The sequence below is a fragment of the Actinospica acidithermotolerans genome, assembly GCF_018139625.1.
In the GTDB taxonomy this organism is placed as follows: Bacteria; Actinomycetota; Actinomycetes; order Streptomycetales; family Catenulisporaceae; genus Actinospica; species Actinospica acidithermotolerans.
On sequence record NZ_JAGSOH010000028.1, the window covers coordinates 24,924 to 44,659 of the forward strand.

Genomic DNA, 19,736 nt, shown 5'->3' on the forward strand with positions numbered 1-19,736 from the left:
GCTCGAGGCGTGCGCAGTGAAGTGGAAGGCTCAAGGCGTACGCGCTGAAGTGAAGGACGGCGAGGTCGGAGTCGCCGAAAGGGCCCCCGGCACGTCGGACTTAGGACGCGGCGGCGGGGGCCCTCCGGAGCTACCGTGCCGCTCACCCGGCGACGGCAATCACCCGGCGCGGCAGCTCTCGGGGTGGAGCGGCTGTTGCGGACTTCTGCGCGGCAGCTCTTGGGGTGGAGCGGCTATTGCGGAAGGTTGTTGCGGGCTTTCGCGCGGCAGCTCTTGGGGTGGAGCGGCTGTTGCGGAAGGTTGTTGCGGGCATCCGCGCCGCCGCTCCGGGGTGGAGCGGCGGCTGTTGCGGACATTTGCCGCGAACGGTTGCTGTGCTGCGTAGACCTGCTACGACAGGCTGTTTCCCAGGGCGTTGATCAGGGTGCCCGAGGAGTCGTCGCCTTCCAGGGAGTAGGCGAACATGCCGCCGAGCCCGTTGGCCGTGATGTACGAGGCCTTGGTGGTGATCGACTGCGTGGTGTCGCCGGTATAGAAGCTGTTGGTCGACGGGTTGTAGATCCAGGCGGCGTCGGTCGTGCCGTCCCAGTGTTCGTCGCCGGTCAGGCCTGCGGCCTCGAGTTCCTTGTAGAAGGCCGTGCCTGCTGTCGCGCTCGTGCCGAACGCGGCGCTCGCGCCGGTCGCGGCTTGGTAGAGGCCGTAGTCGCTGCCTGCTGAGACGCCCGTCCAGCCGCGCCAGTAGAAGGGGACGCCGAGGACGAGTTTGGACGCCGGGAAGCCGCCTGGGATCGCGTAGGCGGACAGGCCCGTGGTGTACGCGGTCACCGCGGTCTGCACGCTGTAGTCGAGGGTTCCGGGGGCTACCGGGGTGGACGGGTCGTTCGCGGCCTGGGTCATCGGGTCCTGGAAGTTGGTCGGGCCGGTGGTCTCCCAGGAGCCGTGCATGTCGTAGGCCATCAGGCTGCCGTAGTCCAGGTACTGGCCGATCTTGTCGGTCTGGATCAGGCTGATCTTGTCCTGGCCGGCCGGCAGCGTCGCGGTCAGCTCGTAGTGCTTGCCGATGGTCGCGCCGTAGGCGTCGAGCTCGCCGCGGAACTCGGCGAGCAGGGCGGTGAAGTTCGCGGTGTCGGCGGAGGAGTAGATGTTGCCGGTGTGGCCGCCGGAGCTGGCCGGGTACTCCCAGTCGATGTCGATGCCGTCGAACAGGCCCGCGGCCGACGCGGTGCCGCCGGAGGGGTCGCCGGAGATGCCGGTGGTCAGGTTGCCCTTGATGAACATGTCGATGCAGGACGAGACGAAGGCCTGCCGCGAGGCCGCGGTCGCCGCGGCGTCGGAGAAGTACTTCGAGTACGTCCAGCCGCCGATGGACACCATGATCTTGATGTTCGGGTACTTGGCCTTGAGCTCGCGCAGCTGGTTGAAGTTGCCCTTGATCGGCTGCGAGTAGACGTCGCTGCTGCCGTCCACGCTGGTGCCGGACGAGTATTCCTTCTGGTAGTCGGCGAACGCGTCACCTGCTCCGTCGCCCGCGCTCGCGTCGCTCTCGTTGGTGTCGGCCGCCTTGATCGACTCGAAGCACTCGTACGGAGCGGCGTCCGAGATGTTCTCGAAGGCGTAGTCGATCGTGGTCAGCTTGCTCGCCGCGCCGGAGTTGGCGAGGGTGCTCGGGTAGTAGGAGTTCCCGTAGATGCCCCACTGGTCGAAGTACGCGGACTTCACCGGCGGCGTCGTGGCCGGCGCGGCCGAGGTCGTCGCGGTCACGGACGACGAGGTCGCCGACTGATGGCCGCCCACGTCGTAGCCCGAGACCGTGAACGTGTACGACGTGCTCGCCTCCAGCGAGCTGACGGTCACGCTGGTGCCCATCGACGTCGCGACGACGCTGCCGCCCTCGTACACGTAGTACGCGGGGACGTCGCCGGTCTGGGAGTTGTCCGTGGACCCGGTCCAGGACAGCGTGATGGTGTTGCTCGTGCTTCCCGTGACCTTCAGGCCCGTCGGCGTGGTCACGAGGCCGTCGCCGGTCGGCGGGGTGCCGCTGCCGGGGGCGGTGGAGGTGCCCGTCGCGGTCGCCGTGGGGGAGGCGGACGCGGAGGTCGCGGTGGCGCTCGGGGTCGCGGACGCGGTCGGCGACGAAGAGGCGGTCGACGACGAGGACGCGGTCGGGGAGGAGGACGCGCTCGCCGACGTGGAAGGGGAGGCGGAAGCGGACGCGGAGGACGACGCTGACGGCGACGCGGAAGCCGAGGCTGAGGCCGTCGAGCCGCTGCCGGCTGGGCCGGTCAGCGAGAGGTCGTCGGCGTAGTACGTGCCCTGGGCGTACCAGCCGTGCGTGTAGATTTGGATCGAGGTCTGCGAGGACGTGGTGGTGAACGTCGTCGTGAGCTGCTGCCAGCTGGTCGCGGACGGGGTCCAGCTGTTCGTGCCGCCGGTGACGCCGAGGTAGACGTACGCGCCCTCGAAGTAGCCGGAGAGGGTGTAGCTCGTGCTCGGCTGGACCGTGACGGTCTGCGTGCACTGCGCGTCGTCCGAGTTCGTGGCCGCTCCGGCGAGCGCGTACGTGCCGGAGTGCACGGGGCTGGTGACGATCGAGCCGGTGCCCGCGTCGCACGTCCAGCCGGTCAGGCTTCCTGCCTCGAAGCCGGGATTGCTCAGCAGATTCGTCGCGTCGGCCTGGGCGCTGGCGGTCAGCACCGTCAGCCCGGCCGCGACCAGGGCGCAGGTCGCGGCGACGGCGGCCGCGGCCCTTCTTCGTTCCCGGATACGCACTCTCTCACCTGTCTCTTCGTCGAGCCCGTGCGGTGGATTTCGCATAATGGACTAGACCTCTGTGGGTCGAGTCCAATGATTGGTGTAGACCAGTAGGCCGTCAAGGTGTCATGGGGTTAAGGATTCTTATGCTGCACGCCTGTGCAGATGTGCAGGTGGGCTTGACACGTTCGTCCGGGAACTGGGAGACTTGCCTCGGCCTTTAAGGGGTCTTTAAGCGGCCCCGGTCTTTTTGGGGGCCTTCAGGAAGTCCGCGAGGGGCGCGACGGCGCCACGGCCGAGGGGAGGCGAACGATGGAACCGAGTAGTCCCGGCCATGATACGGGCCACCCGAAACTCCGGCCCGCACGCGTTCGCAAGCCCCTGACCCGCCCCGCGGCCTGAACCCCCGGTAGCGGCCGGCCCCGGCAACGACCGGCACCGGCCCTCGGGTTCGCTTCCCCGGGCATCACCCGTTTGCGGCGTGCGCGCGACCGTGTCCAGGTCCCGTCGCCACGGCACCCGATTTTTCTCCTCACGGGCAACAGCCCCGGCACCCTCATGCACGGCGTCCCGACGTAGGGACCGCCGCCCCGACCGTGCCCGGATCCGGCTGCTGCTCCGGCGTGCCCGCGCTCGGCCCGGCCGCGGTAGCTCCATGCCGCCTGTTCGCACCCGTACGTTCGATCATGCCAGAGCGTCCTGGCGTGGTCGTGCGCGCGGCGTGAGGAGAGGACACCTCATGACCGACCTGATCACCGCCCCGGTTCGTTCCACCGCAGTGCTCGACGACGCGCACGTCGGCGACATCAAGGGCGCCTTCGGCACCATCAAGCTCGGCGACGCCGCGCCCCGCGCCGGCCTGAGCCGCAAGCTCAAGACCCTGCTGGCCGTCGTCGGCCCCGGCCTCATCGTGATGTGCGGGGACAACGACGCCGGCGCGTTCTCCACGTACGGCCAGACCGGGCAGGACTACGGCACCTCGCTGCTGTGGGTGCTGCTGCTGCTCGTGCCCGTGCTCTACGTCAACCAGGAGATGGTCGTCCGGCTCGGCGCCGTCACCGGCGTCGGGCACGGCAAGCTCATCATCGAGCGCTTCGGGAAGTTCTGGGGCGCCTTCAGCGTCATCGACCTCTTCCTGCTCAACGCCCTGACGCTCGTCACGGAGTTCATCGGCATCACGCTCGCCGTCGGCTACCTCGGCCTGCCGAAGGCGCCCTCGATCCTGGCCGCCGCGGCCGTCGTCATCGGCGCCGCGTCGACCGGCTCCTTCCGCCGCTTCGAGCGCGTCGCGATGCTGCTGTGCTTCGGCAGCCTGATCCTCATCCCGATCGCGCTGATGCTGCACCCGAGCGCGGGCAGCATGGCCTCCGGCTTCCTGATCCCGTCGATGCCCGGCGGCGCCTCGCAGCTGTCCACGGTGATGCTGCTGGTCATCGGGCTCGTCGGCACGACCGTCGCGCCCTGGCAGCTGTTCTTCCAGCAGAGCTACGTCATCGACAAGCGCATCACCACCCGCTTCCTCAAGTACGAGAAGGCGGACCTGTGGATCGGCATCGTCATCGTGCTCGTCGGCGCCGCCGCGATCATCGGCTTCGCCAGCGCCGCCACGGCGGGCACCGCGGCCCACGGCGGCTTCACCGACGCTTCCGGCCTGGCCTCCGCTATCGCGGCCAAGGGCGGGCACGTGCTCGGCATCATGTTCGCGATCGCGCTGCTGGACGCCTCGATCATCGGCGCCTTCGCCGTGTCGCTGTCCACCGCGTACGCGATCGGCGACGTGTTCGGCGTGAACCACTCGCTGCACCGCGGGGTCAAGCAGGCCAAGGGTTTCTACGGGGTGTACGTGGGCGTGATCGGCCTCGCCGCGGCCATCGTGCTGATCCCGAACGCGCCGCTCGGCCTGATCACCAACGGCGTGCAGGCGATGGCCGGCGTGCTGCTGCCCTCGGCGTCGGTCTTCCTGCTGCTGCTGTGCAACGACAAGGAAGTGCTCGGGCCCTGGGTCAACGGCCGGCGCACGAACCTGTTCACCTCGGCCGTGCTCGGTGTCCTGGTGATGCTCTCGGTGATTCTCACCGCGTCGGTGCTCTTCCCGGCCATCACGGCCCGACAGATCGTCGGCATCATGGTGGGCTGCGCGGTGGTGGGACTGGTCCTTGGCGGGTACGCGGTGACGCACCGCGGACCGGTTCGGGCGATCGACCGCACCGGCGCCGAGGACTGGCGGATGCCGCCGCTGTCCCAGCTCGGGAAGGCGGAGCTGTCCAGTGGCACCCGCGTCGGGATGGGCGCGCTGCGCGGCTACCTCGTGGTCTCCGCGCTGCTCGTCATCGTGAAGGTGATTGAACTCACGCTGGCCTCACACTGAACAACCGTCACCTGTCTAACGGGCAGGTGAGGTGACGCCCCGTCAGGTCCCGGTACGCCGCGCGCGTGCCGGGACGCCGCTTTCCGGCCGTCTTCCGGGGGCGCACACCAGCGCGAAGGCCTGGCAATGCGCGCGCCCCCTCTATAAGGTCGCCCCGGGCGGCGGGTGCCTCCCCGTCCGCCCGGCGCAAAGGATTATCACCCGTTCGGGAAAGCGCCGTACAGCGGGCCGCTCCGGTGGTTACGCTGGCAGCGGCTCTTCGGCACGTGCGTTTGCACGTGCACGGTCGGAAGGAGACCACCACCGTGAATCCCACACACGACCCCGGTAGGCGGCAGGCGCCCCCGCGCTCGCGCACCGTCGAGGCCGTGGTCTTCGACGTCGGGGAGACCCTCGTCGACGAGAGCATCGAGTACCACGGCTGGGCCGACTGGCTCGGCGTGCCCCGGCACACCTTCTCCGCCGTCTTCGGCGGCGTGGTCGGCGCCGGACGCGACCACCTGGAAGCCTTCGAGTACTTCAAGCCGGGCTTCGACCTGGAGCGCGAGCGGCTGGCCCGCGCCGAGGCCGGACGTCCCGAGGGCTACAGCGAGCGCGACTTCTACCCGGACGCGCGCCCCACCCTCGCCGCCCTTCACGAGGCCGGGTACCTGGTGCTGATCGCCGCGAACCAGACCAGGCAGTCGCACCGCAGGCTCGAGTCGATGAACCTGCCGGTCGACCTGGTCACCACCTCGGACACCTGGGGCATCAGCAAGCCGGACCCGCGCTTCTTCGCGAAGGTCGTCGAGGTCTGCCGCGGCCTGCGCCCGGGCATCGAGGCCGGGCAGATCTGCTACGTCGGCGACCGCCTGGACAACGACATGCGCCCCGCGTGGGAGGCCGGACTGCGCACCGCTCACATCCGCCGCGGCCCCTGGGGCCACCTGCACGGCGAGGACCCGGATCTGGTCGCCAAGGCCGACTTCCGGCTCGCAAGCCTCAGCGAGCTTCCGGAACTGCTGTCCGAGCAGTAGGAACGGGGCCGGAAACCCGCCCTGCACGCCGTGCCGCGGCTAGAGTGTCCACCGAGTGAATCGCATTCATACGGTGGGGGCTTGCAGTGGCGATGGCGACGGCGCGGCGGATACGGACGGCAGGTGCGCCCCCCGGGCGGGGCACCCGCCTCGACACTCCCACCCGGCTGTGGCTGCTGCTGACGACGGCCGTGGCGGCGGTCCTCACGGTCGGACTGGTCGCCGGCTTCAGCCTCGCCGGGCGGGAGTCCTCCGCCTCGCACACCGCGCATGACACCGAGGTGCTCTACACCGAGGTGCAGAACCTCTCCTACAGCCTCGCCGACGCGAACGCGACGGCGGCCACCGGCCTGCTGATCGGCCCGCAGACGCCCGGCCAGTTCACGTCGCGCTACGACGCCGACATCGCCCAGGCCGAGGACCTGCTCGCCGCCGCCTCGCAGCGGGTGACCGGCGACGCGTACGCCTCCGCGCAGCTCAAGGCCGTCGCCGAGCAGCTCCCGCAGTACACCGGCATGATCGGCCAGGCGCTCGCCGAGAACCGGCTCGGCTACCCCGTCGCGGGCGCGTACCTGCGGCAGGCCTCCGAGCTGCTGACCGGCTCGATGCTCACCGAGACGTGGCACGTCGTGAAGGAGCAGCAGGACGCGACCAGCGGCGGGCTCGGCTCCTCGACCGCGTTCCCCTGGTGGGAGTTCGGCGTCGGGGTGCTCGCGCTCCTCGTGCTGTGGCGGGTCTCGCGTCGCGTCGCGGGCGTCTCCCGGCGGCGGTTCAACCCGGGCCTGCTCGGCGCCGTGCTGGCGGTGGCGGTGCTGCTCGTCTGGAGCGTGTACGCCGCCGGCGCCGTCAGCCTCGAGGGCGGCAGCGCGCGCACCGACTACATCGGCCTGGCCGCGGCGCAGACGCAGATCTCAGAGCTCTCCCTCACGGAGGCGTACGTCGCGCTGCAGCAGATCGACCGCGGCGAGGACCAGGGGGCGGACGCCGCCGCCGCGAACACGGCTCTGAAGGCCGCGAACCCCGACCCCGGCTCGACCGGGCCGTCCGACTACCGCGCGGTTTCCGGATGCGTGACCCAGGCGATCGGGCTCGCCGCCGGCGGGAGGTACCAGGCCGCGATCGACGCGACCGTCGGCAGCGGCAAGACGGCCGGCGAGGGCGGCTGCGAGCCGGCCGTCGGCACCCTGCGCGCGGATCTGCAGAAGACCGCGGCGGCCGAGCAGGCGAAGTTCGGCCGGGACATGAGCAGCGTCGGCTCCGAGTACGCGGGCGCCGCGGCGTTCGCGCTGGCGCTGGTGATCGGGCTGCTGGGCGCGGCGTCCGCGGCCTACGGCCTCAACCGGCGGCTGGCGGAGTTCCGGTGAGCGCGACGAAGGGGGCGGGAGCTGCCATGAGGGGGAGAAGGATGCGGCGGATATCGAAGGTCCTCGGGGTCGCGATCGCGGCCGCGGCCGCGGCGAGCGCGTGCTCCAGCCCGGGAGCGGGGTTCGCCTCCGCGCAGCCGAGCGCTCCCGCGGCCGTCTTCGCCGCCACGGCCCCGGCCGCGACGCAGTCCGCGAGCAGCGGGAACTGCGACGTGTACGCGTCGTCCGCGGCGCCCTCCGCGAGCGACGCGGCGGGGCCCGACGTCGCCTTGATCAAGAGCCGCGGGCACGTGACCGTGGGCGTCGCGGCGGACCAGTACCTGACCGGCTACCTGGGGGCGGACGGCAGCGAGCAGGGCTTCGACATCGACCTCGCGCACGCGATCTCGCAATCGCTGTTCGGCGATCCGGACAAGGTCGTCTTCGATGTGATCAGCACCGACGAGCGCATTCCCGACCTCCAGGCGCACAAGGTCGACCTGGTGATCGACACGATGACGATCACCTGCGACCGGCTCGCGAAGGTCGGTTTCTCCGCCGTCTACTACGAGGCGAGCCAGAAACTGCTGGTGGAGAAGTCCTCCGGCTACACGGGCCTGAACGACCTCGGCGGCCGGAAGGTGTGCGCGCAGACCGGCTCCACCTCGATCTCGCTCATCCAGCACGCCGCCGCCAAGCCGGTCGCGGTCGAGGTCACCGACATCAGCGACTGCCTGGTGCTGCTGGAGGAGAACAAGGTCTCCGGGATCTCCACCGACGACACCATCCTCGCCGGGCTCGCGCAGCAGGACCCCAACCTCGAGGTGCTGCCGGCCCAGCTGGAGACGGAGCCGTACGGCATCGCCGTCGCGCACGGCGCCACCGACCTCGAGGGGTACGTGAACGGCGTGCTCGCGCGGTACGAGTCGGACGGCGGCTGGGCCGCGTCCTACGCCCGCTGGTTCAAGGGCAGCCTGGGCCCCGCGAGCCCGCCGGTTGCGCAATACTCGAACCAGTAGCGTCGATCCGCACCAGCACGAGCCCGAGGACGCATGCCGCCGTACGGAGAAATGAGCCCGCCCGCCCCGCTCACCCGGGACAACGTGGACGCGGAACTCGCCCGGCTCGACGCCGACGCCGGGCGGGTCTCCGACGCCCTCGTCGAGCTGACCGAGTACAACTCCTACAAGCTGCTGGAGAGCGCGCCGCTGTCCGGCACGACCGCGCAGCGCTGGCAGCGGGTCAGCGCGAAGATCGCGGCGCTCTGGGACGACTACACCGCCTACCAGGACGTGCTCAACCGGGCGCGGGAGATCCGCGGCCGCCGGGTCAAGCCGCGCCCCGAGGACCTGGCCGCGATCACGAAGCTGCTGCGCGGCCCGTCGATCACGCTCTCCACGAAGTCCGTCGCGCTCTCCGAGCGCACCCTGCTGGGGCCATCGGCGATCTCGGAGACCGCGACGCTGGCCCAGACGCTGCACCGGATGGACACCGAGTACCAGCTCGCCGCCGACTTCGTCGCGCAGACCGAGGAGGCCTGGAACCGGCTGTTCGCCGCGGCCGACCCGGTGCAGGAGCGGCTCAAGCGGCTCGGCGCGACGGCCAGGGACATCGGCGACCGCTCGGTGGGCACGGCCGTCGCCGGGCTGATCGACGGCTACGCGGCGCTGCGCCGGGAGATCTTCGCCGACCCGCTCGGGCTGACCGCCCCGGGCTCCGCCTTCCCGGGCCGGCTCGCCGAGATCGACCGGCAGATCGGCGTCGTGGCCGAGGCCGCCGCGCACCAGGCCGACCTGCGCGCCGACTACGAGCGCGGCACCGAGCACCTGCGCCAGCTGGTGGAGCGCATCGACCAGGTCGAGGCCGGGCAGCGCAGCGTCGCGCGGACCGTGCGCGACAAAATCCTGATAGAGAAACTCCCGGCGTTCACCACCCAGGCGCCCGCGCTGCGCGCCCGCCTCGGCGCGCTGGACGCCCTGCGCGACCAGGGGCAATGGGCCAGGCTCGCCTCCGAGGCGGCGATCCTCGGCGACGCGCTCGACGCGGCGCTGGCCGAGGCCGCCAGGGTCGAGAAGCTCATGTCCGGACTCCTGGAACGGCGCGAGGAGCTGCGCGGCAGGCTGCAGGCCTACCGGGTCCGCGCGGCCCGGATGGGAGCAGCCGAAAGCCAGCCCCTTGAGGCCTACTACCAGGCCGCCCGCGAGCTGCTGTGGACCAGGCCCTGCGACCTCGCGGCCGCGACCCGCGCGCTCAGCGTGTACCAGAAGGCCGTGCTGGCGCTGGATCAGGGCCGATCCTGATCCCGGGCCTGGAGCAGCGCCGCGGGCCGGCGCCATTGGGAAGACACAGCCTAGACGGGGGAGTGATGCGATGATGGCTGACATGCGGTGTACCCGGCCCGGTTGCGGCGGAACGATCATGGACGGCTACTGCGACACCTGCGGCCTCGCGGCCAAGACCGCGGCCCCGGCAGCCACCTTCGGCGCGCCGTCCGCCCCCTCCGCGGGGGCCGCTTCCGGCCCCGCCGCGGACCGCTGCGCCCGGCCGGGCTGCGGCGGAACGGTCATGGACGGCTACTGCGACACCTGCGGACTGGCCGCGAAGAACACTGCCGGGCACGTGCCCGCGCAGGGCGCCGGCCGGGAGACCTCGGCCCGCACCTCCTCGTCCCTGTCCGCCCGCTCCTCCTCGCGCACCTCCACCGGCCGCACCCGCGGCTCCGCCCTCTCCGCCCGCGCCACCAGCCGCGGAGCCGGCTCCACCCGCGGCTCGCGCAGCACCGGCCGCGGCGGCCTGGGCCTGGGCATCGTGGAGATCCCCAGCATCGAGTACCGCGACCCGAGCGAGGCCGTGCTCGCGAACCCCGAGGTGCCCGAGCACAAGCGCTACTGCTCGCACTGCGGCAAGCAGGTCGGCCGCGGCAAGAACGGCCACCCGGGGCGCACCAAGGGCTTCTGCGCCCAGTGCCGCAACGGCTACGACTTCGAGCCGAAGCTCGTCGCCGGCGACATCGTGGCCGGGCAGTACGAGGTGCTCGGCTGCCTCGCGCACGGCGGCCTCGGCTGGATCTACCTGGCCAGGGACAACAACGTCTCCGGCCGCTGGGTCGCGCTCAAGGGCCTGCTCGACACCGGGGACGAGGCCGCGCTGGCCGCCGCCGTGGCCGAGCGGCAGTTCCTCGCCGAGGTCGAGCACCCGAACATCGTCAAGATCTACAACTTCGTGCAGCACGACACCGGCGACTACATCGTCATGGAGTACGTCGGCGGCAAGTCGCTCAAGCAGATCGCCCTCGACTACAAGGACCTCAACGCCGGCCAGTCCCTGCCGCTGGCCCAGGTGCTCGCCTTCGCCATCGAGATCCTGCCCGCCTTCGGCTACCTGCACTCGATCGGCCTGCTCTACAACGACTTCAAGCCGGACAACATCATCCAGTCCGAGGAGCAGCTCAAGCTGATCGACCTCGGCGCCGTGATGGCCTTCGACGACGAGGAGTCGGACATCTACAGCACCGAGGGCTACAAGGCCCCGGAGCTGGAGAACGACGGCCCGAGCGTCGAATCGGACCTCTACACCGTCGGCCGGATGCTGGCCGTGCTGGCCTTCGACTTCAAGGGCTACCAGCGCGACTTCGCCTACAAGCTGCCCAACCGCGAGTCGGTCCCGGTGCTCACCCGCTTCGAGTCCTTCGACCGGGCACTGCGCCGGGCCACCCACGCGCGGCGGGAGCGGCGCTTCTCCTCGGCCGCCGAGATGGCCGTGCAGCTCACCGGCGTGCTGCGCGAGGTCGTCGCCCTGGAGCGCGGCGAGCAGCAGCCCGCGGTCTCCTCGCTGTTCACCACCGAGCGGTACTCGGCCGGCACCGAGGGCGTGACCGCGGCCGACGCCCCGACCAGCGCCCAGTTGGCCGCCGCGCTGCCGCTGCCGCTGCCGGACCCGGCCGACCCCAACTTCGGGTATCTCAACACCCTGGGCGGCCGCGCGGACCAGATCATCCGGGTGCTCGGCGAGCTGCGCAACCCGACACCCGAGGTGCATTACCGCGTCGTGCGCGCCGCGATCGAGATCGGCAGTTTCGACGAGGCGCGCCGCCGGCTCGACAAGATCGCCGCGGTGGACGCCTTCGACTGGCGGGTCGGCTGGTACCGCGGCCTGGTCGCGCTGTGCCAGGGCGACGCGCTGGAGGCGCGCGCGAAGTTCGAGGAGGTCTACGCGGAGCTGCCCGGCGAGCTCGCGCCCAAGCTGGGCATCGCGGTGGCCGCCGAGCAGGCCGCGCAGCTGTCCGACGCGCTGCGCTACTACCAGCTCGTGTGGAGCGTGGACCGCTCCTACGTGACCGCCGCGTTCGCGCTGGCCCGGCTGCGGATCGGCGCCAAGGACCACGCCGGCGCCGTCGAGGTGCTCGGCCAGATCCCGGAGATCGCCATCCAGCGCACCGCGGCCGAGATCGCGGCCGTGCGCGCCCGGCTGGACTCCCCGGGCTTCGCCGACTGGGCCGGCCCGGCCGAGCTGGCCAGGCTCGGCGAGCGCGTCGACGCGCTCGGCCTGGACGGCGAGGCGCACGAGTCGCTGGTCTGCGAGGTGCTCGGCGGCGCGCTCGCCTGGCGGCTGCACGACCCGGCCGCCCCCGCCGACCGCACCCTGTTCGGCGCCGCCCTCACCGAGGACGGCCTGCGCGGCGCGCTGGAGCGCTCGTACCGGGCCAGGGCGCGGATGGCGCAGAGCCGGGCGGCCCGGATCGCGATGGTCGACTGCGCGAACCAGGTGCGTCCGCGGACGTGGGTCTGACGGTGGACGGCGTGAACCGCTCCGCGCGCTTGCGGACCGTGTGACGGAGCACAGACCAGGGATGAGGACGGGGACGTGACAGAGCCCGAACAGCCGGACGCCGCGGCAGGCGGACTGGACGAGACGCTCGGCGAGACGCTCGAGACGCCGATCGCCCGGCCGGCGGCCGCCTGGCCGAGCTGCCCGGCCTGCGGGGCCGAGGTCGCGCCCGAGGACGGCTACTGCGAGGAGTGCGGCGCCGACCTGCTGGTGCGCCGCTCCGAGCCCGCGCTGCCGTCCGGCGGCCCGTGCCGCTCGGCGGACTGCGCGGGAGAGTCGTTCACCGACGGGTACTGCGACGTGTGCGGATCCCCGGAGCCGGACCCGCGCGACCACTACGAGCGCGACCTCGGCCCGGTCGCCGGGGTCACCGACCGCGGCCTGCGGCACTCGCGCAACGAGGACGACATGTCCCTCGCCGTGCTCGGCGCCTCGGGCGGCGCGCCGATCGCCGTCGCGGTGGTCTGCGACGGGGTGTCCACCTCGTACAAGCCGGAGACCGCCTCGGCCGCCGCCGCGCTCACCGCCCGCGAGCACCTGGTGCTGGCGCTGCGCCGCGGCGAGGACCCGCACTCGGCCACCCTGGGCGCCTTCGAGCAGGCGAACAAGGCCGTGGTCGCGCTGCCCGCCGACCCCGTCGACGAGGGCAACGGCCGGGCCAGCACCATGGTCACCGCGATCGTCGCCGAGGACGGCGTCACCGTCGGCTGGGTCGGCGACGCGCGCGTCTACTGGCTGGATTCGAACCCCGAGGACTCCCTCGCGCTGACCCTCGACGACTCCTGGGCCGGGCGGATGATCGCGGACGGCACGCTCACCGAGGAGGAGGCGTTCAAGTCCCCGCTCGCGCACACCATCCTGCGCTGGCTCGGCCCCGGCGCCCCCGAGGAGCCGGCCAACCTGCGGGTCTTCCTGCCGGACGGCCCCGGCCTCGTGCTCGCCTGCAGCGACGGGCTGTGGAACTACGTCCCCGACGCCGCCGACCTGGCCAGGCTCGCCGCGGGCGGCTTCGGCGGCCTGCAGGCCGCCGCCAACGCGATGGCGTCCGTCGCGATCGAGGGCGGCGGCCACGACAACATCACCGCGGTGCTCGTGCCCTGGCCGCCGCGCCGGCCGGAGCAGGGCGGGGAGCCGACGAGCGAGATCCAGGCAGTCAACGAGCCAGTCGAGGGGAACGAGCAGTGAGCAACCAGCCCCAGTTCACGGTCAACGTCTACCAGAACGAGTATCTGGCCGAGGGCGCCTCCGAGGTCAACGCCATCGTCTCGGTGCAGTCCGCGGCGGCCTTCGGCGGGGCGACGAACAGCCGCGCCGCCCAGGTGATCATGGTCGACTGCTCGGGCTCGATGGACTACCCACCGACCAAGATGGCCGCCGCCCGGCAGGCCACCGAGGCGGCGATCGACGCGATCCGCGACGGCGTGCCCTTCGCGGTCGTCGCCGGAACGCACGTGGCCCGGATGGTCTTCCCCGGCACCGAATACCTGGTGCCCGCCGACGCCTCCTCGCGCGCCGCGGCCAAGGCGGCCGTGGCCCGGCTGACGGCCGGCGGCGGCACCGCGATGGGCCAGTGGCTGGCGATGGCCGACCGGCTGTTCACCGGGCACGAGCAGGCGATCCGGCACGCGATCCTGCTGACCGACGGCAAGGACGAGCACGAGGACCCCGCCGACCTGGCCGCGGCCCTGTCCCGCTGCGAGGGCCGGTTCACCTGCGACTGCCGCGGCATCGGCACCGACTGGGTGGTGGCCGAGCTGCGCAAGGTCTCGACCGCGCTGCTCGGCACCGTGGACATCGTGGCCGACCCGGGCCGGCTGTCCGCGGACTTCCAGCAGATCATCGAGCACGCGATGGGCAAGGCCGTCGGCGACGTGCGGCTGCGGGTGTGGGCCCCGCAGGGCGCGCAGGTGAAGTTCGTCAAGCAGGTCGCGCCGCAGATCGTGGACCTCACCGGCCGCCGCGCGCCCGGGCCGAACCCGCTGACCGGCGACTACCCGACCGGCGCGTGGGGCGCCGAGTCGCGCGACTACCAGGTCTGCGTCCAGGTGCGGCCCGGCTCGGTCGGCGACGAGATGCTCGCCGCGCGGATAGGCCTGGTCGCGGTGGACGGCGCCGGCCAGGCCGCCGTGCTCGGCCAGGGCCTGGTGAAGGCGATCTGGTCGGACGACATCGCGCAGACCGGCCGGATCGACCGCACCGTGGCCGACTACACCGGCCAGACCGAGCTGGCCGACGCGATCCGGGAGGGCCTCGAGGCGCGCAAGAACGGCGACCTGGACACGGCCACGGCCCGGCTCGGCCGGGCGGTGAAGCTGGCCGCCGAGTCCGGCAACGACGAGACCGCGCTGCTGCTGTCGAAGGTCGTGGACGTGGACGACCCGGCCACCGGCACCGTGCGGCTCAAGCAGCGCGTCTCCGACGCCGACGAGATGACCCTGGACACCCGCTCGACCCGCACCGCGCGGGTCGGCAAGAACCGCAACAACCACAGCTGAGCGCCAGCTCGAGGGAGTGTTTGCCATGGCGAGATGTCCGGCGGGGCACGAGTCAGAGGCCAGCGACTACTGCGACACCTGCGGGCTGGTGATCGGGGCGCAGCCGGCCGGGACCGGCGCGTCCGCGGCCGCCCCGACGCTCGTCGCCCCGGCGGCGCCGGCGACCACGGCCGGCGGTCAGGCGGGTGGCGGTCAGGCGGGCGGCGGCGCGGGCGGCGCGTGCCCGGTCTGCCAGGCCGAGCGCAACGGCCGCTTCTGCGAGGAGTGCGGATACGACTTCGAACTCGCCGAGGCGATGCCCCAGGTCACCATGACCCCGGGCGTCCCCCCGGCCGAACCGGAGGCGGAGCCCGAGCCGGCGAACGGGTCCGCATCCGGCTCCGGCGGCCGGGGCCTCGACCTGGAGGCCGAGCTGGCGCGCGCCGAAGCCGAAGCGGAGGCAGAGCGGCAGTCCGCCGCGTCCGCTGCGTCCGGTGCGTCGGCCGCGCCTGCTGAGACCTCCGAGCCCCAGGCCGAGGCCGAGCCGTCCGCCCACCCGGAGTCATCGGCCCCCGAGTCTTCGACGCCTGAGTCCTCGACCCCTGAATCCTCGGCCCCTGACTCCGCCGTCCCGGAGCCCCTGTCGCCCGAGGCGGAGGCCGCGCTCAACCTCGCCTCCGTGCTCACGCCGGCCTCCGCGTTCGGCTCCGAGCTGACCCTCGTCGTGAACGCGGACCGCGACTACTACAAGGCGCAGATCGAGCGCGGCGACATCATCGAGTCCGAATTCCCGTTCCCGAAGTACCCGCACGAGCGCCGCTTCACCTTCACCGACAGCCCGATCCGCATCGGCCGTGCCTCGGCCAGCCGCGGCCTGGCCCCCGAGATCGACCTCACCGGCCCGCCCCTCGACCCCGCCGTCTCGCATCTGCACGCGCAGCTGCTCCGGCACGACGAGGGCTGGGTCGTCGTCGACCTCGACTCGGCCAACGGCACCCGCCTCAACGACGCCGAGGAGCCCCTCGCGGCGGAGACCGAGATCCCGGTCAACCGCGGCGACCGCATCCACCTCGGCGTCTGGACGACGATCACCCTCCAGTAGCCGCAACCCGGCGCGGCGGGCCACGCCCTACGTCGGCGGCAGATCCCGCCGCGCCGCCGAAACCGGCCCCGGCCCGGCCGCCCGCCGGCGTCAGGAACGAAGGGTGCGCAGGCCGGCGCGGATCTCGTCGACCAGGATCCCTGGCTGTTCCAGGGCGGCGAAGTGGCCGCCCTTGTCGGCTTCGCCGTAGTGGATCAGGTTGCTGTAGGTGTCTTCGATCCAGCTTCGCGGCAGGCGCGGGATGTCCTTCGGGAACACGGTCACCGCGACCGGAAGCGTCAGCTTCGGGCCGGCGAAGGTGAGCGACCTGTTCTCCCAGTAGATGCGGCCGGAGGACGCCGCGCTGTTGGTGAACCAGTAGAGCGATATCGCATCGAGTATGTCGTCGATGCCGAGGACGTCCTCGGCGAGCCCGTTGTTGTCGGTCTTGGACTGGAACTTCTCGTAGATCCAGGCCGCCTGGCCGGCGGGCGAGTCGGCCAGAGCGATTCCGACGGTCTCCGGCTTCGTGCCCTGAAGGTGGTTCGACCCGCCGAGCACGCCGGTGTAGAGGCCGAGCGTCTCCACGGCGTGGCGCTGTTCGGGCGTGAGCGTCTCGGGTATCAGGGCGGGAAAGGCGTACTGGGTGTTCAGATGGATCCCCAGCAGCCCCTCAGGCCGCATGGCCCCGAGCTCGGTGGTGACGACGGCGCCCCAATCGCCGCCCTGCGCGGCCCATCGCGTGTAGCCGAGGCGCTTCATCAGCTCCACCCACGCGCTCGCGATGCGCGACACGGTCCACCCGGTCTCCGTGGGCTTCTGGGAGAACCCGAATCCGGGGAGCGACGGGATGACGACGTCGAACGAGTCGGCGGCGTCTCCTCCGTACGCGACCGGATCGGTCAGCGGGCCGATCAGCTTCAGGAACTCGACGATCGAGCCCGGCCATCCGTGCGTGAGGATCAGCGGCATCGCGCCGGGGTTCTTGGACCTGACGTGGATGAAGTGGATGTCCAGCCCGTCGATCTCGGTCAGGAACTGGGGGTGGCGGTTGAGCTCGGATTCGAAGCGCCGCCAGTCGTAGCCGCGCCCCCAGTGCTCGACCAGCGATCTGGCGTTCTCCACCCGGACCCCCTGCGACCAGTCGCCCACCGTTTCCGGATCCGGCCAGCGGGTTCCGGCCAGCCGCCGCTTCAGGTCGTCGATCTCGGATTCCGGGATCGAGACGGTGAACGGCCGGACGCGGGACGAGGCCGGCGACGTCGGTGCGGTCATTTGCCTTCTCCTCTTCTGAGCTTCGAGGCGCGGCGCAACCTTCCGTTGCACACTGGTGTGCAGCCTATCTCATTGCACAGCCGTGTGCAGTGTGGCCTATTGCACAGTGGTGTGCAAAAATGGCGCCGTGCCTACCGAGTCCTCCCGCGCGCGCTCGATGAACGAGACACGCGATCGCATCCTCGACGTCGCCCTCGCCGTGCTGGGCGAGAACCCCGACGCCGGAATGGGCGAGATCGCCTCCGCCGCCGGTGTCGTGCGCCGCACGGTCTACGGCCATTTCCCCTCGCGCCTCGACTTGATCCGGACGCTCACGGAAAGGGCCGTCGGCGAGATGACGGCAGTGCTGACCGAAGCCGACGCCTCCGACGCGCGGGCGGGCGCGGCATGGGCCGAATTCATCGCCCGCCTGTGGCCGGTCGCGCACCGCTACCGGGTGCTGCTGGCGCTGCGCCGCGGCGAGTACGGCGAGGCGATCCACGCCCTGCTCGGGCCGCTCGACGAACTCCTCGCGGGCCTCGTGAAGCGGGGCCAGGACGGCGGCGTGTTCGCGAAGCACCTCCCGGCGGACCTGCTGAGCCAGATCGCCTACGGCGCCGTGTTCGCCATCGCCGACAGCGACCGGTCGAACGGCACGCTCGGCGCCCGGGCGGCGACCATCACAAGCCTGCTCATGCTGGGAGTTCCCGAGGCCCGCGCAACCGCCCTCGCGGGCGACCTTCCCTGACCCGCGGGGAGGCAGGGCTGCGGGGGGACGGAGGCCGGCCCTGGGCCACCTCAGAGGCTCGCACCGCGGCGACCATCACTAGCCTCCTGATGCTGGGAGTTCCCGAGGCCCGGCAACAACCGCCCTCGCGGGCGACCGGCCCGGCCCCGCGGGGAGACAGGGCTGCGAGGTACGGAAGCTGACCCTAGGCCACCAGATCCCGCCGAGTCTCGGAGGCTCGCACCGGGCCCAGTGCCCGGGCAGCGACCATCCCTAGCCTGCTGAGGCCCCTGCCTAGGCCACCAGGTCCCGCCGTGTCTCCGAGCCTCGCACCGGGCCCAGCGCTGTGCGCGCGGCCACGAGCCGCCGCACGGCCTCGCGGAGCACCTCGGGCGTCTGCGAGTAGGGCACCCGCAGGAAGCGCTCGTACGTCCCCGGGTCCGGCCCGAAGCGCGGGCCGCTCTGCAGGACCAGGCCGTGCGTGCCCGCGCGGTAGACGAGCTGCGTGGACTCCTCGCCCTCCGCGAGCTGCACCCACAGGCTCAGGCCGCCCGGAGGCGTGTGCCACGTCCAGTCCGGCATCGACTCGCGCAGTGCCGCCTCCAGGACGGCGCGGCCCGCGCGCGACTCGGCGCGGCGGTCGTCCTCGACGCCCATGCCCTCGCGCAATACGGCGACGCCGATCAGCTGGTCGATCACCGGCGACGCGAGGTCCAGCGAGGCGCGGGCGGCGGCGAGTTCGTGCACGATGCGGCTCGGCGCGCGCAGCCAGCCGACGCGGATGCCGCCCCAGAAGGACTTGCCGAGCGATCCGCACACCAGCAGACGTTCCGCGTCAGCGGGGGAGACCCCGGTGGCGAACGGCGGCGGCACCGGGACGTCCAGCGCGATGTCGGTGATCGTCTCGTCGGCCAGCAGCCAGGCGCCCGCCCTTCGCGCCGCGCGGGCGATCCGGCCCGCCTGCTCCGGCGGCATCAGCATCCCGGTCGGGTTGTGGAAGTGCGGGATCGTGTAGACCAGCCGCGGGGAGAGCCGGGAGGCCGCCTGCTGCAGCGGCATCTGGCCGGTGGCGCCGTCGAGCCAGCCGCTCGTCTCGTCCAGCGGCACCGGGTAGAGCCGAGCGCGCGAGGCGGTGAACGAGTCGATCACGTTCGCGAAGGTGGGCCCCTCCAGCAGCACCCGATCGCCCTGGCGCACCAGCAGCCTGGCCACCAGGCTGATCGCGCCCTGCGCCCCGGAGGTCACCAGGATCTGGTCGGGCGAGGTCGGCAGGCCGCGCGCGGTGTACCGCTCCGCGATCGCCTCGCGCATCTCCGGCAGGCCGTAGGGCCGGAAGGAGTTGCCGGCCGCGAGCAGCGGCAGCCGTTCCGCCGCCCACGCGGTGGCCGCGCGCAGTTCGGCCGTCGGGGCCGCGGGCCCGGCGCAGCTCAGGTCGAGCAGGTCGGGGTCGCCGTAGTCGTGGAAGCCACCCGTCGGCCGCGCGAAGAGCCGCTCGGGCAGCGCCGTGAAGGTGCCGGACCCGCGGCGCGCCACCGCGTACCCCTGCTCCACCAGCAGCGTGTACGCCGCGGTGATCGTGGTCCGGCTGACCTGCAGCGCCTCGCTCAGCGGCCGTTCCGCGGGCAGCCGCGCGCCGACCGCGATCCGGCCGTCGAGGATCAGCGACCTGATCCGCTCGGCCAGCGCCTGCCTGGCCGGGTGCGCCCCGGACTCGCCGACCACCCGCCACGGCCCGAGCAGCCGGGCCAGTTGCGCGGGTCCCAACGCGGATGCGGCCCCGTCCATCAGTCCACTCCCCTTGGATTGGCTATCGCTGAGCAGTCCACTTCTCCGTCAGCATGGCAGAGTCAGCCCGAGCAGACAAGGACGGCAGCCGACCGATGTCCATAGTGAAC

Annotated in this window: 13 protein-coding genes; 10 read left to right on the forward strand and 3 right to left on the reverse strand. The window is 72.0% G+C overall.

Translation table 11 applies throughout. The features are described 5' to 3' along the window. Positions 1 to 390 precede the first annotated feature (390 nt). Positions 391 to 2,769 (reverse strand): glycosyl hydrolase family 18 protein, encoded by a 2,379-nt coding sequence (locus KDK95_RS12355; protein ID WP_212518250.1) that lies wholly within the window; start codon positions 2,767 to 2,769, stop codon positions 391 to 393. 721 nt (positions 2,770 to 3,490) lie between these two features. On the opposite strand from KDK95_RS12355, the gene KDK95_RS12360 reads away from it, so the two are divergent. The 9 genes from KDK95_RS12360 (at position 3,491) to KDK95_RS12400 (ending at position 15,881) form a co-directional block, all read left to right on the forward strand. Further along, on the forward strand, positions 3,491 to 5,119 hold the full coding sequence (locus tag KDK95_RS12360) for an NRAMP family divalent metal transporter (protein ID WP_212518251.1): 1,629 nt from the start codon (positions 3,491 to 3,493) through the stop codon (positions 5,117 to 5,119). A 305-nt stretch (positions 5,120 to 5,424) separates the two neighbouring features. Beyond that, positions 5,425 to 6,135 carry an HAD family hydrolase gene (locus KDK95_RS12365; RefSeq protein ID WP_212518252.1) on the forward strand — a complete coding sequence of 237 codons (711 nt, stop codon included), beginning with the start codon at positions 5,425 to 5,427 and terminating at the stop codon, positions 6,133 to 6,135. 92 nt (positions 6,136 to 6,227) lie between these two features. Then, a complete protein-coding gene (locus tag KDK95_RS12370) occupies positions 6,228 to 7,499 on the forward strand; it encodes a GlnX family signal transduction membrane protein (protein ID WP_504798072.1) in 1,272 nt (423 codons plus the stop codon). A gap of 41 nt (positions 7,500 to 7,540) precedes the next feature. Then, entirely contained in the window at positions 7,541 to 8,497 is a 957-nt protein-coding gene (locus tag KDK95_RS12375) for a glutamate ABC transporter substrate-binding protein (protein ID WP_212518254.1), read from the forward strand. A gap of 51 nt (positions 8,498 to 8,548) precedes the next feature. Further along, the gene (locus KDK95_RS12380; RefSeq protein ID WP_212518255.1) at positions 8,549 to 9,778 is read left to right on the forward strand and encodes a hypothetical protein; all 1,230 of its coding nucleotides are present in this window, start codon (positions 8,549 to 8,551) and stop codon (positions 9,776 to 9,778) included. Positions 9,779 to 9,860: 82 nt separating this feature from the next. Next, complete coding sequence (locus KDK95_RS12385; RefSeq protein WP_212518256.1) at positions 9,861 to 12,266, forward strand: serine/threonine-protein kinase; 2,406 nt, start codon at positions 9,861 to 9,863, stop codon at positions 12,264 to 12,266. Between the two features lie 75 nt (positions 12,267 to 12,341). Next, positions 12,342 to 13,490 (forward strand): PP2C family protein-serine/threonine phosphatase, encoded by a 1,149-nt coding sequence (locus KDK95_RS12390; protein WP_212518257.1) that lies wholly within the window; start codon positions 12,342 to 12,344, stop codon positions 13,488 to 13,490. Continuing rightward, the gene (locus KDK95_RS12395) at positions 13,487 to 14,800 is read left to right on the forward strand and encodes a vWA domain-containing protein (RefSeq protein WP_212518258.1); all 1,314 of its coding nucleotides are present in this window, start codon (positions 13,487 to 13,489) and stop codon (positions 14,798 to 14,800) included. Before KDK95_RS12390 ends, KDK95_RS12395 begins: the two co-directional genes overlap by 4 nt. A gap of 25 nt (positions 14,801 to 14,825) precedes the next feature. Further along, the gene (locus KDK95_RS12400) at positions 14,826 to 15,881 is read left to right on the forward strand and encodes an FHA domain-containing protein (RefSeq protein ID WP_212518259.1); all 1,056 of its coding nucleotides are present in this window, start codon (positions 14,826 to 14,828) and stop codon (positions 15,879 to 15,881) included. A 90-nt stretch (positions 15,882 to 15,971) separates the two neighbouring features. On the opposite strand, the gene KDK95_RS12405 is transcribed toward KDK95_RS12400, so the two are convergent. Continuing rightward, positions 15,972 to 17,135 (reverse strand): epoxide hydrolase family protein, encoded by a 1,164-nt coding sequence (locus KDK95_RS12405; RefSeq protein ID WP_212518260.1) that lies wholly within the window; start codon positions 17,133 to 17,135, stop codon positions 15,972 to 15,974. Between the two features lie 127 nt (positions 17,136 to 17,262). On the opposite strand from KDK95_RS12405, the gene KDK95_RS12410 reads away from it, so the two are divergent. Further along, entirely contained in the window at positions 17,263 to 17,862 is a 600-nt protein-coding gene (locus KDK95_RS12410) for a TetR/AcrR family transcriptional regulator (RefSeq protein WP_212518261.1), read from the forward strand. 273 nt (positions 17,863 to 18,135) lie between these two features. On the opposite strand, the gene yczR is transcribed toward KDK95_RS12410, so the two are convergent. After that, complete coding sequence (gene yczR, locus KDK95_RS12415; protein ID WP_212518262.1) at positions 18,136 to 19,626, reverse strand: MocR-like transcription factor YczR; 1,491 nt, start codon at positions 19,624 to 19,626, stop codon at positions 18,136 to 18,138. Positions 19,627 to 19,736 lie beyond the last annotated feature (110 nt).